Consider the following 15,447-nt stretch of genomic DNA (forward strand, 5'->3'; position numbering starts at 1 on the left):
TACTCATTTATTTACTCAGATAAACAATAAATTGTGCAAGCAATGAAGATAGCCAAGGCGAAAGGCAGAGTAGGGCCACTAAATATTGATGTTTTTTCTTAAAGCTTTTTAAAACATCATCATCTATTGCCGACAATTCACCTTTCTTGATTGAATGAAAAACCATTGAGTTAGGTTTTGCCTTCATTAAATGGGCTTGGCTTTCGTATGTTTGCCACTGCTCTGTGTAATTGGTTTTTACGTAATTATTAGCTTCAATACTTAGTTTTTTATAGCGGAGGAAAAACCAAGTGAGTGAAATAGCACTAAAGATGATAAGTAAGATAAAATACAAAGCAAGCTCCCTTTAATACTTCACTACGCGTGTACCCGTGGAATAAATAATATCTGAACTAGGGCATGAATAGTTAGGCTTTAGCTTTTTGCAAGATTGCTCAGGTGTGTCAAAACAAAAATCAAAGCGAGTTTGGGTTTTCACCGCTTTATCAGTAATATTTTTCGCCAGTTCATTCCAGTGCCAATTAGTGATTACATCTTTTGCTGCAGCGGCAAATACAGGGTTAGTTGAGGCAACTACCTGAATATCTCTAATCTCATTTTGTGGCGTAATGACATACTCAATAGTTGCGCAACCTTCTTTTGCTTGGATAACTGCTTTTTTGGGGTATCTGGCAGGAAAGCGTTCAAGCTGTTGCCATTTTGCTGACTCCATTTCATTATAGCTAACAGCTAAATCTGCATACTCTAATTTTACGGGTTTCTCTTCGGTTGATGCGCAACCAAATACAAACAAACTACCAGCTAGCAATAAATAGTTTTTCATTAATATATTCCTTTATACAATTTATTGAGTGTTCTCTTATCGTTGTTGCTCAACCATTCCCGCATCACTTAACAAGTTATTCAGCTCATCAATCAGCTCAAATAATTCAGGCTCAATGTAATTTAAATCGCAATCGCCTTTTAAAGCGGTTTCGAGTGTTTCTGCAAGTGATTTTAGTTTTGGTACGCCGGTGTAACAACATGCGCCATGGAACTTGTGGACTATACTAAGTACATGTTCACAATCTTCTTTTTCTATAGCTTCATTGAGTAGGCGCAAGGTTTCAGGCACGCTGAGTAACAGCATATTGAGCATTTCAAGTGCTAGTTCTTCTTTTCCGCCTGCGCGTTGTAGTGCCAATTGCCAATCGAGGCGGGCACTTTCAAATGGAGGTTCAGAGTCAACTGCGGCAGTTTTGCTACGTTCACGATTAATCGGCGCTTGCGGACTATGATCGCTAATTATTTGTTTTAGCATGTCTTCATCAATAGGCTTAGTTAAATAGCCTTTAAAGCCATCTTTAAGTAGTTGCTCTTTTTCACCTGCGAGGGCGTGAGCAGTAACCGCAATGATGGGGGTATCTTCATTGAGAGATGACTCGCGAATAAGTTTACATGCGGTAATACCATCCATAATTGGCATTTGGATGTCCATGAAGATCAAGTCATATTTATGGCTTTTACTTAAGCTGTAAGCTTGTGAGCCGTTGTGTGCGGTATCAATTAGCTCAATTTGTTCTTCAAGCAAGGTGCAAATTAGTTTTAGGTTGGCATCGTTATCGTCAACAACCAGTACTTTAAGTGGTAATAATTTTTCATCACCTTGCTCAATGTTATGCACCGGGTGGTCAAGACGGTAAGGCGCAGCAAGTACCTCACATAATTTACGGTGGTTAAGCGGTTTACTTAAGCAAGCATCTGCGCCGCTACCAACAAAGGCTTCACGCATATTATGCGAAACAGTATTAAGCATTATGTATAAATAATCAGTGACAGGACGCACTGCTTTTACATAACTCTTAAGTTGCTGCATATCGTCAATAGTAGCGGTATGGCCAATAATACAAATATCGTAGCTGAAGTCTTTGTTGATCTCATTTAAGAAGCTTTCTTCATCCATGCAGGCGGTAACGCGAGTTTGCCATTCATGTAGTAGAGATAAAGTTGCTTGATGGGTATGCTCATGAGGCTCAAGATACAAAATACGTTTATTGATCAGTGATTGAGTCGGTAAGTCACTGGTAATTGAGTTACTTGGCGTTCTGAATACGGCATTGAACGTAAAGCAGGTACCATTACCAGGTGCTGAGTTTAGGGTAATGCGGCCATTCATCGCTTCAACAATATGTTTAGTGATGATTAACCCAAGACCTGTGCCACCAAATTTACGGGTGATACTCGAGTCTGCTTGGCCAAATGGTGTAAATAACGCATCTTGTTTATCCATTGGGATACCCACACCGGTGTCGGTGACAGACACCAAAATAGAGGCGCGTTCTTCGTCTAATAAGCGGTAGCCAACATCAACCTTGATTGAGCCTTTTTCAGTAAATTTAATGGCATTACTTAACAGGTTGATTAAAATTTGTTTAAAGCGGGTCGGGTCGCCAGTTAGGTTGTCTGGTACTTGCGGATGGATAAATATTGAAAGCTCAAGTTGCTTTTCGTGGGCACTTGGTGCCAACAAGGTCATAACTTCATTAATATTGTCACGGAGCTGGAATTGCATTGATTCAAGTTCCATGGCACCGGCTTCTAATTTCGAAAAGTCTAAAATGTCACTGATAATGGTAAGTAAGCTATTGGCCGACAGTTCAATGGTATCTAGATAATCTTTTTGATGCTTATTCAGCGGGGTTTTATAAAGCTGACGCGTAAAACCAATTACACCATTTAAAGGCGTACGTAATTCATGACTCATTTTAGCTAAGAAGTCTGACTTTACTCGGTTCGCATCTTGCGCGTCTTTTTTAGCAATACTTAACTGAATATTTTGGGTTTCGTATTGTTCAAGTGTTTCGCGGTAATCAGAGGTTGCTTGGTCAATGTGCTTTTGCATCTCATCACGTTGTACAACCATAGTTTCTGAAATGGTATTTAAACCAGTACGTAAGAGCTCAAACTCGCCAAACATTTTTTGATCAAGTCCGGTGTCTACTTTACCTTCAATGAGTTTGTCGGTAGCTAGTACTAACTTATTAAGTGGCTGAATAAACATCCGAGTTAATCTAAACGCTAATACGGTGGCAAGTATGAGTGCGAGTAAAATCACCACGCCACTGACTAATAATGCCCGTTGCTGGCCAATAATGGCTTGTTGTTTGTTGAGCATGATCACCACAGTACCTAGCGATGCTTGGTAGCTGTGATGATTCCAAATCATGTCTTGGCGGCTATGATTAATTATGGCAGTAGAAAATGTTAAATAGTGCTCAGAATTTTGTACTTGAATGCCATCCATGCTGTTTGCATTGCTGCTAACAATTTCTTTGAATTCACTTTGGTATTTACTAAAAATCACTAACTCATTGTTTTCATCAAAAATAGCAATTGATTGGATAGCAGGGGAGTGTTTGTTATGTGTATGACTAACTAAGCGAGTTAATAAGGCTTTATCACGCTTTATTAATGGTTGCTCAACAGCAATGGCGAGGGGCTCAATAATAGTCACGCCCTGTTGATACAAAATTTCATCGAGCTCAATGTAACGATTTATTGTAAAATAACCGCCCAGCAACAAGCCTATGATCACAGTCGGTATAAGTGTAAGGGTTAAGACTGAGTCACGTAAGCCAAATTTAGTCATAAAGAATGTTGTTATCATTATTATCGTTGTTTAAGAGTATATACTTACTCCCGCTTTATCAATAATTAAGGTGTTGCCCGATGGCACAGATTTTCAAAGCCAAAAAGAAATCCGTTTCGCAAAAAATGCTAACCCTCAATGTCACTGCTATGGATCACCAAGGGCGGGGCGTTGCTAAGCAGGGAAATAAAGTCTGTTTTGTTAATGGTGCTTTGCCGGGTGAAGAAGTAAAAGCGTTATTGATTGAAGATAAGGCACGTTTTGCCAGTGCTGATTGTAAAAAAGTACTATCAGCCTCAGCGCATAGGGTTACTCCTTTTTGTCAGCATTATCAGGTTTGTGGTGGTTGTCAGCTACAGCACCTTAATGCAGAGCAACAATTGGTTGAGAAGCAAGCTGCGGTGAGTCAGCTGTTTAGCAAGTTTGCTAAAGCTGATGACTTAAATTGGCAAGCACCTTTGCTTAGTGAAGAGCACCATTATCGTCGCTCTGCGCGTATTGCTGTAATGCATGACAAATCCGCAAAGAAAATGCGCGTAGGGTATCGAGCTCAGGGTTCTAAACAATTGGTGAGTATTGAAAGCTGTGATGTGCTGAGCAGCACTTTTAAAGACGTTTTTTCAGTTTTTGATGTTCTTATCAACAGCCATTCAGGTCTGAGCAGTATTAGTCACTTACAATTATGTGAAGCTGATAACGCGGCCTTTGTGGTTATTAGGCATACCAAAGCTATTAATGCAGAGTTAAAAGCCATAGTCGTAGCGGCGTGTGATGAATATAGCTGGCGTGTTGTGTGGCAATCACAAAGTGGTGAAATTGATCACAGTGACCATCCAATGCCGTACTACCAGATACCAGCTTATGATTTACGCTTTGAGTTTGGCCTTGAAAACTTTATTCAAGTTAACCCGCAAGTGAACCAAGCTATGCTGCATCAAGCAAAACAGTGGCTTGATTTACAAGGTCATGAGCAGGTATTGGATTTGTTTTGTGGTATTGGTAACTTTTCATTATTGATTGCAAAGTATGCTAAATATGTTATTGGTGTTGAAGGGGTCGATTCTGCGGTTGCATTAGCAAAACAAAATGCGCAAACTAACTCATTGTCGAATACCGATTTTTATTGTTTTGATTTAACAAAATCAATGCAATCAGCTGCTTGGTTTAGTGCCGAACTTGACGTGTTAGTTCTTGATCCATCACGTACTGGCGCAATGGCTATTTTAGAGCAGTTACCACTTACTCAGTTTAAAACGATTTTATACGTCTCTTGTGATCCTGTTACTTTAGCCCGTGACAGTGCAATTATTTTACAAGCAGGCTTTAGCATTGAAAAAATTGGGCTTATGAATATGTTCCCGCATACCGGGCATATTGAAACGATGGCGTTATTTCACAGGAGGTAAAGCGCACATGGTAGCCACTAGACAGTCACATCAGCTAACTAAGCCGAGTGATTTTGCCAGCCGTATCGAGCTGTTAGCGCTAACAGAAGACAAACATACCTTATTAGAGCAGGCCCACCAACTGTGCCTGCATTGCGATGATGCAAAACGTGAAAACACAGCCATTGAAATGGTGGAGATTTTAGCTGAGCTAAATTTAGATGCAGACTCTCTTGCCACTGCTTTTTTAACGCCTTATTTTTTAGCCGAAAAAATCTCAATTGAGACAGTCACCGAAAAGCTGGGTAATCACGTTGCGTTATTACTAACAGGCGTAAGCCAAATGGCTACCATCAGCACCTTAGCCCATCAAGGAAAAGGCACAGTACAAATCGATAATATTCGCCGTATGCTGTTAGCCATGGTTGAAGATGTGCGCGCCGTAGTGATTAAACTTGCAGAGCAAGTGTGCCACCTACGTGATGTTAAAGACGCCAGTGAAGAAGAGCGCGTCATTGCCGCTAAAGAAACACGCGACATTTTTGCTCCCCTAGCTAACCGTTTAGGGATTGGTCAGCTTAAATGGGAACTTGAAGATCTTTCGTTCCGTTATTTGCACCCAGATACCTATAAAAATATCGCCAAACAGCTGGATGATAAGCGCCTTGCCCGTGAAGCTTACATGGAGAACATGGTTGCTTTAGTAAAAGCACGCTTGGCTGAAGCAGGTATTGAAGGTGAGGTGTATGGCCGCCCTAAACATATCTACAGCATCTACAAAAAAATGGCACAGAAGAACTACGAGTTCGACCAGCTTTTTGATATTCGCGCTATGCGCATAGTGGTAGAGCGCCTGCAAGATTGTTACGCGGCATTAGGTATCGTGCATACTAACTGGCGCCATTTAAATAAAGAATTTGATGATTACATCGCAACACCTAAGCAAAACGGTTATCAGTCAATTCATACCGTGGTATTTGGCCCAGAAGGTAAAACCGTTGAAATTCAAATTCGTACGAGCGAAATGCACCAAGATGCTGAGCTAGGTGTTGCTGCGCACTGGATGTACAAAGAAGGTGCATTGCCAGGACGTGGTTCAGGCTACGAGCAAAAAATTAGCTGGTTACGTAAGTTACTGCAATGGCAAGAAGAAGTTGTTGATGGCAGTGACCTAGCGGAAGAGCTTAAAAACCAAGTAGTAGAAGACCGTGTTTATGTGTTTACGCCTAAAGGGGATATTTTCGATTTGCCGCTGGGTGCAACACCACTTGATTTTGCTTATTACATTCACTCAAATGTAGGGCATCGCTGTATTGGCGCAAAAGTGTTTGGCAAAATTGTGCCATTTACTCACCAATTAAGCACCGGCGATCAGGTTGAAATTTTAACTCAAAAGCAACCTAACCCAAGCCGTGATTGGTTAAACCCATCGCTAGGTTATATTAAGTCTTCACGAGCACGCTCTAAAATCCATCATTGGTTTAAGCAGCTTGATCGCGATAAAAACTTAAGTGCCGGTAAAGAAATACTCGAAACTGAGCTGCAAAAACTAGATTTAACAACCAAAGATCTAGCGCCAGCAATCGAGCGCTTTAACCTTAAAGGCCTTGACGACCTTATGGTTGCGGTAGGTGCTGGAGATGTTCGCTTAAACCAGTTATTAAACTTTATTAGTGACCGTGAGCATGACGAGCCACAAATTAAGTTTAAAAAACCAAAAAGTGTCACCGGCGATAAGAACGGTATTGTTGTTGATGGGGTAGGTAGCTTAATGAGCCATGTTGCTAAATGCTGCCGACCTGTGCCGGGCGATGAAATTATTGGCTACATTACGCAAGGCCGAGGGATTGCAGTTCACCGTGAAGATTGCGATTCGTTTGAGAAACTTCGCGAGAAGCATCCTGAGCGGGTTATATCAGTAAGTTGGTCAGACGATGTCAATGGCTCTTACTCATTAACGATTAAAGTTGAAGCGACCGATCGCTCAGGCCTTATTCGAGATATCAGCTCAGTGCTTGCAAACGAAAAAGTGAATGTGCTGAACATGAACGTCAACACGGTTGAAGATAAGCAGCTTGCGCTGTTTTCAATGCAGGTTGAAGTACATGACTTATCAAGCACCAACCGCTTATTGTCTAAGTTACATCAAATCGAAGGTGTACATGATGCAAAGCGTGGTCATTCGTAATGGGTGATAAACAGGCAATTGAGCTGTCGCTTGCTATTATGGCCAAACTACGGGACCCAGAGTCTGGGTGCCCGTGGGATTTAAAACAAGACTTTAAGTCAATAGTGCCGCATACCCTTGAAGAAGCTTACGAAGTAGCAGATTGCATTGAAAAAGGTGAGCTTACTGAGCTTAAAAGTGAACTTGGCGATTTACTGTTTCAAATCATCTTTTATGCTCAACTTGCCAAAGAGCAAGGATTATTTGATTTTGCCGATGTGGCTAATACGCTTAATGATAAGTTAGTGCGTCGTCATCCCCATGTCTTTGCAGAGCAAAGTGAGCTGACTGACGCTGAGCTTTCTGAGCAGTGGCAGGCTATTAAAGCACAAGAGCGAGCAGAAAAAGCAGCTTCACCACAAATGAGCCTGTGGCAAGACATTCCTGATGCTATGCCAGGGTTATCAAAAGCGAAGAAGATTCAACAGCGTGTAGCAAGCTTAGGGTTTGATTGGCCAAGTTATCATGGTGCGCTCGATAAAGTTGCTGAAGAAGTAGACGAAGTAAAAGAAGCGCTGGCTCACGACCCTTATTCAGAGCACAGTGCAGAAGAGCTTGGTGATTTACTGTTTGCAACAGTGAATGTTGCCCGTCATATTAAGCGCGATCCTGAGCAATTATTACGAAGTGCCAATGCTAAGTTCGCGTCACGCTTTGAAAAAGTGGCTGCTTACTTAGATGAGCGTGGCCAGAGCCTAGAAACGGCTAGCCTCGAAGAAATGGACAACGCATGGGAAGCCATTAAAAAGCAAGCCAAGTAAGTGCATTGTAGAGCAGTTTGGGTACAGTGTAGCCAAGCTCGTTTTTTGTGCACTTATTTGCTAATTTTATCTGGATTGATAGCAGCCCCTTTGCTATAATATCGCCCCGTCTTGATTCTATATTATTCCTTTTAATTCCTGATATTCTAGGGTTCGCATGAGTACAAAATTTATCTTCGTAACTGGCGGGGTTGTTTCTTCGTTGGGTAAGGGTATTGCAGCAGCGTCATTAGCCGCTATTTTAGAAGCACGTGGTCTTAACGTGACTATTTTAAAGCTGGATCCTTACATTAACGTTGACCCAGGCACTATGAGCCCAATTCAGCACGGTGAAGTATTTGTAACTGAAGACGGTGCAGAGACTGACCTTGACTTAGGTCACTATGAGCGTTTCATCCGTACCAAGATGACTAGCCGCAACAACTTCACACAAGGTCGTGTTTATGAAGATGTATTACGACGTGAGCGTCGTGGTGAGTACCTTGGTGCAACAATTCAGGTTATTCCACACATCACAAACGACATTAAGCAACGTGTATACGACGGTGCTGAAGGTCGCGATGTAGCAATCGTTGAAATTGGCGGTACAGTTGGTGACATCGAGTCACAACCTTTCTTAGAAGCAATTCGTCAGCTTGGCACTGAAATTGGCCGTGAGCGCGCATTGTTTATCCACCTAACGCTAGTGCCATTCTTAGGCCCTGCAGGTGAAGTTAAAACTAAGCCAACACAACATTCTGTAAAAGAATTACGTTCGATTGGTATCCAACCAGATATCTTGATCTGTCGTTCTGATCGTAAATTACCAAATAACGAGCGCGCGAAGATTGCACTTTTCACTAACGTTGAAGAAAAAGCTGTTATTTCATTACCAGACGTAGAAAGCATCTATAAGATCCCTGCGTTACTTAAGTCACAAGAATTAGATAACTTCGTATGTCGTCGTTTCTATCTTGAGTGCCCAGAAGCAGATTTATCTGAGTGGGAACAAGTGTTATACCAAGAGTCTAACCCAACAGGTGAAGTGACAATTGGTATGGTTGGTAAGTACATCGAACTACCAGATGCATATAAATCAGTAAACGAAGCATTAAAGCATGCAGGTCTGAAAAACCGTTTAACTGTGAATATCGAATACGTTGATTCACAAGACTTAGAAAGCAAAGGTACTGAGTTACTTTCTCACCTTGACGCTATCTTAGTTCCAGGTGGCTTCGGAGGCCGTGGTGTTGAAGGTAAGATCTTAGCGGCTAAATATGCACGTGAAAACAAAGTTCCTTACTTAGGCATTTGTTTAGGTATGCAAGTAGCGCTTATTGAATATGCGCGTAATGTTGCAGGCCTTGAAGATGCAAACTCAACAGAGTTTAACGCTAAATCAGCACACCCAGTTGTTGGTTTAATCACTGAATGGCAAGATGCTGACGGTAACGTTGAAATCCGTGATGAGCAATCTGACCTAGGTGGTACTATGCGTTTAGGTGCACAGAAGTGTCACTTAACACCGGGTTCTAAAGTAAGTGAAGTATACGGTAGTGACGAAATTGTTGAACGTCACCGTCACCGTTACGAAGTGAATAACCACTTTGTAGAGCAGCTTGAAAAAGCAGGCTTAAGTTTCACTGGTTTATCTGAAGATAAGAAACTAGTCGAAATTATCGAGAATAAAGATCACCCTTGGTTTATTGCCGCGCAATTCCACCCGGAATTCACGTCAACACCACGTGATGGTCACCCGCTGTTTGAAGGGTTTGTTGCAGCTGCACACACTCACCAAAAAGCGTCATCGTAATTTAAATAGGCCGTGCTTTATGCACGGCTTATTTGTTTTAATAAGCCAATGGCATTAAGGATAATTAATAAAATTGGCACTAACTCACCATTTTCGGGAAAAGAGGAATCAAGATGTCAGAAATCGTAAAAGTGATTGGTCGCGAAATCATGGACTCGCGTGGTAACCCAACTGTTGAAGCTGATGTACATTTAGCTGATGGTTCATGGGGCCGTGCTGCAGCACCATCTGGTGCATCAACAGGTACTCGCGAAGCGCTTGAATTACGTGATGGTGATAAAGCACGTTACCTAGGTAAAGGTGTTTTAAAAGCAGTAGGCTATATCAATAACGAAATCGCTGAAGCGCTTAAAGGCCAAAACGCAGTTGATCAAAAAGCTGTTGACCAAGTAATGCTTGACTTAGATGGTACTGAAAATAAAGAAAAACTAGGTGCTAACGCTATCTTAGCTGTGTCTTTAGCAACAGCTAAAGCGGCTGCTAACTCTAAAGGCGTTGAGCTTTATGAGCACATTGCAGACCTAAACGGCACATCAGGTGTTTACTCAATGCCATTACCTATGATGAACATCATCAATGGTGGTGAGCACGCTGATAACTCTGTTGATATTCAAGAGTTCATGATCCAGCCAGTTGGTGCTTCAAATTTCCGTGAAGCATTACGTATGGGCGCTGAAGTATTCCACAGCTTAGCAAAAGTACTTAAAGCTGAAGGTCACTCTACATCAGTAGGTGATGAAGGTGGTTTTGCTCCTAACCTTGAATCAAACGAAGCGGCACTTGCTGCAATCAAGGTTGCTGTTGCAAATGCAGGTTATGAGCTTGGTAAAGATATCACTCTAGCTCTAGACTGTGCGGCATCTGAGTTTTACGACAAAGAAGCGAATATCTACGACCTTAAAGGCGAAGGTAAAAAATTCACTTCTGAAGAATTCAACCACTTCCTTAAAGGCCTTACTGAGCAATACCCAATTGTTTCAATTGAAGACGGCTTAGATGAGTCTGATTGGGATGGTTTCGCACACCAAACACAACTAATTGGCGACAAAGTACAATTAGTAGGTGATGACCTTTTCGTAACTAACACGAAGATCTTAAAGCGTGGTATTGATAACGGTATTGCTAACTCAATCCTAATCAAGTTCAACCAAATCGGTTCATTAACTGAAACGCTTGCTGCTATCAAAATGGCTAAAGATGCTGGTTTCACAGCTGTTATCTCACACCGTTCAGGTGAAACTGAAGATGCGACAATTGCTGATTTAGCAGTAGGTACTGCAGCTGGTCAAATCAAAACGGGTTCATTAAGCCGTTCTGACCGTATTGCTAAGTACAACCAATTACTTCGCATTGAAGAAGTATTAGGTGAGAAAGCACCTTACAACGGTCTTAAAGAGGTTAAAGGTCAGTAATCTGGCTTAGCTTCATCAAGACTTTAAAAAACCTCCTTCGGGAGGTTTTTTTATAGCTGAAATTGTTGTTTTAGGATTTCGCCAGTAAAGCTGGTTTTTAGGTAAAAGCCGCGAGGTAAGGTTTGTACTATCTGGCCATTTGGGCCAATAGCGTCAGTCAGCGCTTTGCTATTGGCAGCTTTTGGCCTTATTTGCATTACATCACCTAAATGACCCGAAATTTCATCTACGCGACCAAGGGCGATTAGCTCCATTTGTTCTTCCCAATCACGCTGTAAAAGGGCATCTTGCTTTGCACTTGGCTGCCATAAAAAGCCACTGCCTATGGTACGGTGAAAAGGCAGTATCTCACGTTCGCCTAAAATCGGTAGCCATAAAACATGATTCAACTTTTTACGAACCGTACTTTGTTGCCAAGTCATTCCGGTTACATTTAATAGCGGCGTTACCGAAACAAAGGTTGTTTCGAGTGGTTTGCCTTTAAATGAAATAGGTAAGGTTTTTAGCTCAATGCCTAACTCTTCAAAATCAGGTGTTGGTTTTGAACCCGCTGTTGCGCCGAGCACATATTCGATAAGTTGCCCGGTCCAGCCTTTTTCACGAAGTAAATCGTCAGGGGTTTTAAACTGGTATTGCTCAGCTAGCTGCCCTAGGGTGAGGCCTGCAATAGCATCAACACGTTGCATTAATTCTTTTATAGAAGCGGGTTTTATTGGTCGCATAAGGCGTTTATTTGATTGTCTATTTATCCGGTTCATGATAGCAAATGCACGCCTTAGTGGATATCTTTGTGTTTGGGTGTTTTTTGCGCACGTTAAGTGTGGGCTAAAAATAATCAGTTTTAGTTTTGGATGTTCTAGCCTAACTAACTGATATTTAATTGTTTTACTGTTTTTTTATGTTGTTTCTATTTCATTAATTAAACAGTTGTTTGTATAAATACAGATATATAAACATGTTTATCCACAGTTTCTGTGGAGAAAGTGGATATTTAAACTGTGGATTGTGGATTTGTTTGCAATTTAGGCATGATTTACAAAAGTTATGCACAAGCTGTGGGTAAGGTGATAAAAATACGGTTGTAAATAGTTATTTTAATCAAACAGCACATTTTTATAATAATTACTTCGTAACACCTTGATTAAACATGTTTGTTAAAAAATAAATTTTCAATCTAATTTAGGCTTAGGTGTAAAGTGTTTGCTGTATCGCAGGTTATGTGGAACAATCAATAAAAATCGACTTACAAATGAGGCACTAAGGTGATTGATGCCGAAGGTTTTCGTGCCAATGTCGGAATTGTAATTTGCAATAATCAGGGACAAGTATTTTGGGCTCGTCGCTATGGTCAGCACTCTTGGCAATTTCCCCAAGGTGGTGTTGATGACGGCGAAACAGCAGAGCAAACCATGTACAGAGAATTACACGAAGAAGTGGGCTTGCTTCCTGAAGACGTTGAGATCGTCGCAAGTTCTAAACATTGGTTACGCTATAAATTACCCAAGCGTTTAATTCGCAGAGACTCAAGTCCTGTGTGTATTGGGCAAAAACAAAAATGGTTTTTACTGAAACTTCGTTGTAAAGATGAAGATGTAGATTTACTTAAAACTCATCACCCCGAGTTTGATGATTGGCGATGGGTGAGTTATTGGTATCCGGTTAGGCAAGTTGTTTCGTTTAAGCGCGATGTATATCGTCGAGTAATGAAAGAGTTTGCTCCGTTTGCAATGCCGTTTAATAAACGAGAGCAACACAAAGATCATTGGCGACATAAACGATAAGGGCAACCTTATTTAAAATCAAAGGAGCAGCATCATGTTAGCCACGCTCAGATCAATTGCTGAGGCAGTGTCGCAACAGGCGGACTTAAATAGTGCGCTGGGGTGTTTTGTGCAAATGGTAAAAGATGCCATGCAAACACAGTGCTGCTCGATTTATTTTGCAGATTACAGCCAAGATAATTTTGTATTGATGGCCACCCAAGGCCTCAACCCAGATGCAGTGGGTAAGTTTCGTATAGGCTTTACCGAAGGTCTCGTTGGTCTTGTTGCTCAGCGTGAAGAGCCCATTAATATCGCTTTTGCTAAGTCTCATCCACGTTTTAAACTCTCACCTGAAGTCAATGAAGAAGGCTATAACGCGTTCTTATCTGTGCCAGTCGTGCACCAGAAAAAGGTTTTAGGCGTTATTGTTGTTCAACAAAAACTAGCCCGTGTTTTTAGCCCTGACGAAGAGTCATTTTTAATTACGCTCTCGGCACAGCTAGCTTCTCAGTTAGCTCATGCAGAAATAAAAGAAATATTACGCGTCGATGAGTTTTCACACCAAACCTCAGTATTAAAAGGGGTATCAAGTGCACCAGGTATTGCTATAGGTGAAGCCTTTGTGGTGATCCCTAAACTTGACTTTAGCTCTATTGAACTGCAAAAAGACGACGATGTGAGCACCCAACGTAAGCTATTTACACAAGCAGTTGCTGCAACACGGAACGAGTTTAATACCTTATCGATGACACTTAGCGATTCAATACCTCAAGAAGCGCTTGCTGTATTTGATGTGTACCAACAATTACTTGATGCCAAAAGTCTTGGTCAAAATGTTGAAGCGCAATTACAACAAGGCTGGAATGCTAAAAGCGCCCTGAAAATTGTTATTGAGAAATTAGTGACTCAATTTAATGCCATGCAAGATCCTTACATTAAAGAGCGTGCTGTTGATGTTAAAGATATTGGTTTACGGGTTTTACATCACTTAGTTAATACTGAGCATGCGGCAAAACCTTACCCTAAAGACACTATTTTAATTGCCGGTACATTAACCCCCGCAATGCTTGCTGAAGTACCTAAAGGGCAACTTGCCGGGGTTGTGAGTGTTAATGGTGCGGCAAATAGTCATGCTTCTATATTAACTCGTGCTATGGGGATCCCTGCTATTTGGGGCATTGAAGATGTGCCGTTATTGCAGTTTGAAGGCAAGCAAATGATTTTAGATGCCTATGCAGGGCGTTTATATATTTCTCCTTCACAAATGCTGCAAGAGGAATACAGTCAGCTCAAATATCAAGAAGCCTTATTGAATGACCGTTTTGTTGCAGAGCAAAGCCTAGATGCCGTCACTAAAGATGGCGAACACATTAGTTTATTACTTAACGCGGGTCTTGAATTAAATACCGAGCATGACAATAAGCCATTTTGCGATGGGGTAGGCCTTTATCGCACCGAAGCCTGGTTTATGCAAAAAGGCCAATTTCCTTCACAGTCAGAGCAAGAAAGCTGGTATCGCGAAGTGCTAACGAGTTACCACCCTAATCCTGTGGTGATGCGTACACTCGATATTGGTGGCGATAAAGTTTTAGATTACTTCAATATAACAGAAGAAAACCCATTTTTAGGTTGGCGTGGTATTCGCGTGACCTTAGACCATCCAGAGCTATTTTTAGATCAGCTCAAGGCAATGTTAAAAGCCAATATTGGTTTGGGTAATTTAAAAATCATGCTGCCGATGATCAGTGGTTCAGAGGAAGTCGATGAATCGTTAAAATTGCTCGAACAAGCCTATTTTGAGTTAAGTGAGCAATACCCCGAACAGGCAATAGAACGCCCAGAAATCGGGGTGATGTTAGAAGTACCTTCAAGTGTATTTATGCTTGAAGAGTGGTCGCAAAAAGTCGATTTTTGCTCTGTAGGTAGCAACGATTTAACCCAGTATATGCTGGCAGTTGATCGCTCTAATGCCCGCGTTGCTGAGCTATTTAACCCTTATCACCCAAGTGTACTTAGAGTGCTGTTAAAAATAGCACAAGAGTGTCAACAACATGAGTTGCCATTTAGTTTGTGTGGTGAGTTAGGAGGCGACCCTGAAGGCGCTTTACTGCTTATTGCGATGGGTTATCGAAGCTTGAGTATGAACTACGCTTCGATTAGTAAAATTAAGTTTGTGCTTAGGCGATTAAATGTCAGTGATATGGAAAAGTTACTTGCAGAGTGTTTATTACAACCCACAGCAAAACATGTACTCAGGTTAACGCGTAACTTTATGATTGAACATCAACTCGGTGAGCTATTTTATACCCCAAGCCAAGGCCAATCATGAGGGAAAATTGTGCTGTGAAGCGCCTATACCCAAGCCATCTCAAGATGTAGAATTCAGCGTTTCACAGGTGCTTAATATCAAGGCGTTACTTTGCAAGAATGGTANCTAAATCGCTTTTAATTCCAACTGAAACTCGCATCTTGAGGTGGT

11 protein-coding genes are annotated in these 15,447 nt (G+C 41.4%); 7 read left to right on the forward strand and 4 right to left on the reverse strand.

Translation table 11 applies throughout. The features are described 5' to 3' along the window. Positions 1-7: 7 nt before the first annotated feature. The 3 genes from AN213_RS05890 to barA are packed head-to-tail and all read right to left on the reverse strand — an operon-like array spanning position 8 to position 3,628. On the reverse strand, positions 8-334 hold the full coding sequence (locus tag AN213_RS05890) for a hypothetical protein (protein WP_055197908.1): 327 nt from the start codon (positions 332-334) through the stop codon (positions 8-10). 12 nt (positions 335-346) lie between these two features. Next, on the reverse strand, positions 347-823 hold the full coding sequence (locus AN213_RS05895) for an energy transducer TonB (RefSeq protein ID WP_055197909.1): 477 nt from the start codon (positions 821-823) through the stop codon (positions 347-349). A gap of 36 nt (positions 824-859) precedes the next feature. Further along, positions 860-3,628, reverse strand: coding sequence for a two-component sensor histidine kinase BarA (barA, locus tag AN213_RS05900; RefSeq protein ID WP_054562246.1), 2,769 nt, complete (start codon positions 3,626-3,628; stop codon positions 860-862). An 80-nt stretch (positions 3,629-3,708) separates the two neighbouring features. On the opposite strand from barA, the gene rlmD reads away from it, so the two are divergent. The 5 genes from rlmD (at position 3,709) to eno (ending at position 11,205) form a co-directional block, all read left to right on the forward strand. Further along, the gene (rlmD, locus tag AN213_RS05905; RefSeq protein ID WP_054562245.1) at positions 3,709-5,034 is read left to right on the forward strand and encodes a 23S rRNA (uracil(1939)-C(5))-methyltransferase RlmD; all 1,326 of its coding nucleotides are present in this window, start codon (positions 3,709-3,711) and stop codon (positions 5,032-5,034) included. A 7-nt stretch (positions 5,035-5,041) separates the two neighbouring features. Further along, positions 5,042-7,201, forward strand: a complete 2,160-nt coding sequence (relA, locus tag AN213_RS05910; protein ID WP_055197911.1) for a GTP diphosphokinase — start codon at positions 5,042-5,044, stop codon at positions 7,199-7,201. Continuing rightward, positions 7,201-8,001, forward strand: coding sequence for a nucleoside triphosphate pyrophosphohydrolase (gene mazG, locus AN213_RS05915; protein ID WP_055197913.1), 801 nt, complete (start codon positions 7,201-7,203; stop codon positions 7,999-8,001). Before relA ends, mazG begins: the two co-directional genes overlap by 1 nt. 157 nt (positions 8,002-8,158) lie before the next feature. Then, on the forward strand, positions 8,159-9,793 hold the full coding sequence (locus tag AN213_RS05920; RefSeq protein WP_054562242.1) for a CTP synthase: 1,635 nt from the start codon (positions 8,159-8,161) through the stop codon (positions 9,791-9,793). A 113-nt stretch (positions 9,794-9,906) separates the two neighbouring features. Next, complete coding sequence (gene eno / locus AN213_RS05925; RefSeq protein WP_055020681.1) at positions 9,907-11,205, forward strand: phosphopyruvate hydratase; 1,299 nt, start codon at positions 9,907-9,909, stop codon at positions 11,203-11,205. 50 nt (positions 11,206-11,255) lie between these two features. Here the strand turns inward: eno and mutH are convergent, their stop codons facing one another. After that, the gene (gene mutH, locus AN213_RS05930) at positions 11,256-11,927 is read right to left on the reverse strand and encodes a DNA mismatch repair endonuclease MutH (protein WP_055198056.1); all 672 of its coding nucleotides are present in this window, start codon (positions 11,925-11,927) and stop codon (positions 11,256-11,258) included. Positions 11,928-12,467: 540 nt separating this feature from the next. Here mutH and rppH point away from each other — a divergent pair. Beyond that, positions 12,468-12,986, forward strand: a complete 519-nt coding sequence (gene rppH, locus AN213_RS05935) for an RNA pyrophosphohydrolase (protein WP_054562240.1) — start codon at positions 12,468-12,470, stop codon at positions 12,984-12,986. 34 nt (positions 12,987-13,020) lie between these two features. Further along, entirely contained in the window at positions 13,021-15,297 is a 2,277-nt protein-coding gene (gene ptsP / locus AN213_RS05940; protein WP_055197915.1) for a phosphoenolpyruvate--protein phosphotransferase, read from the forward strand. The last annotated feature ends 150 nt before the right edge of the window (positions 15,298-15,447 follow it).

The sequence above is a fragment of the Pseudoalteromonas sp. P1-8 genome (genome assembly GCF_001399985.1).
GTDB lineage: Bacteria > Pseudomonadota > Gammaproteobacteria > Enterobacterales > Alteromonadaceae > Pseudoalteromonas.

Excerpts from the sequence above, each read along its gene's own strand:
- AN213_RS05895 (WP_055197909.1), bottom strand. The coding sequence starts at position 823 with ATGAAAAACTATTTATTGCTAGCTGGTAGTTTGTTTGTATTTGGTTGC.
- barA (WP_054562246.1), bottom strand. The coding sequence starts at position 3,628 with ATGACTAAATTTGGCTTACGTGACTCAGTCTTAACCCTTACACTTATA.
- rlmD (WP_054562245.1), top strand. The coding sequence starts at position 3,709 with ATGGCACAGATTTTCAAAGCCAAAAAGAAATCCGTTTCGCAAAAAATG.
- relA (WP_055197911.1), top strand. The coding sequence starts at position 5,042 with ATGGTAGCCACTAGACAGTCACATCAGCTAACTAAGCCGAGTGATTTT.
- mazG (WP_055197913.1), top strand. The coding sequence starts at position 7,201 with ATGGGTGATAAACAGGCAATTGAGCTGTCGCTTGCTATTATGGCCAAA.
- AN213_RS05920 (WP_054562242.1), top strand. The coding sequence starts at position 8,159 with ATGAGTACAAAATTTATCTTCGTAACTGGCGGGGTTGTTTCTTCGTTG.
- eno (WP_055020681.1), top strand. The coding sequence starts at position 9,907 with ATGTCAGAAATCGTAAAAGTGATTGGTCGCGAAATCATGGACTCGCGT.
- mutH (WP_055198056.1), bottom strand. The coding sequence starts at position 11,927 with ATGCGACCAATAAAACCCGCTTCTATAAAAGAATTAATGCAACGTGTT.
- ptsP (WP_055197915.1), top strand. The coding sequence starts at position 13,021 with ATGTTAGCCACGCTCAGATCAATTGCTGAGGCAGTGTCGCAACAGGCG.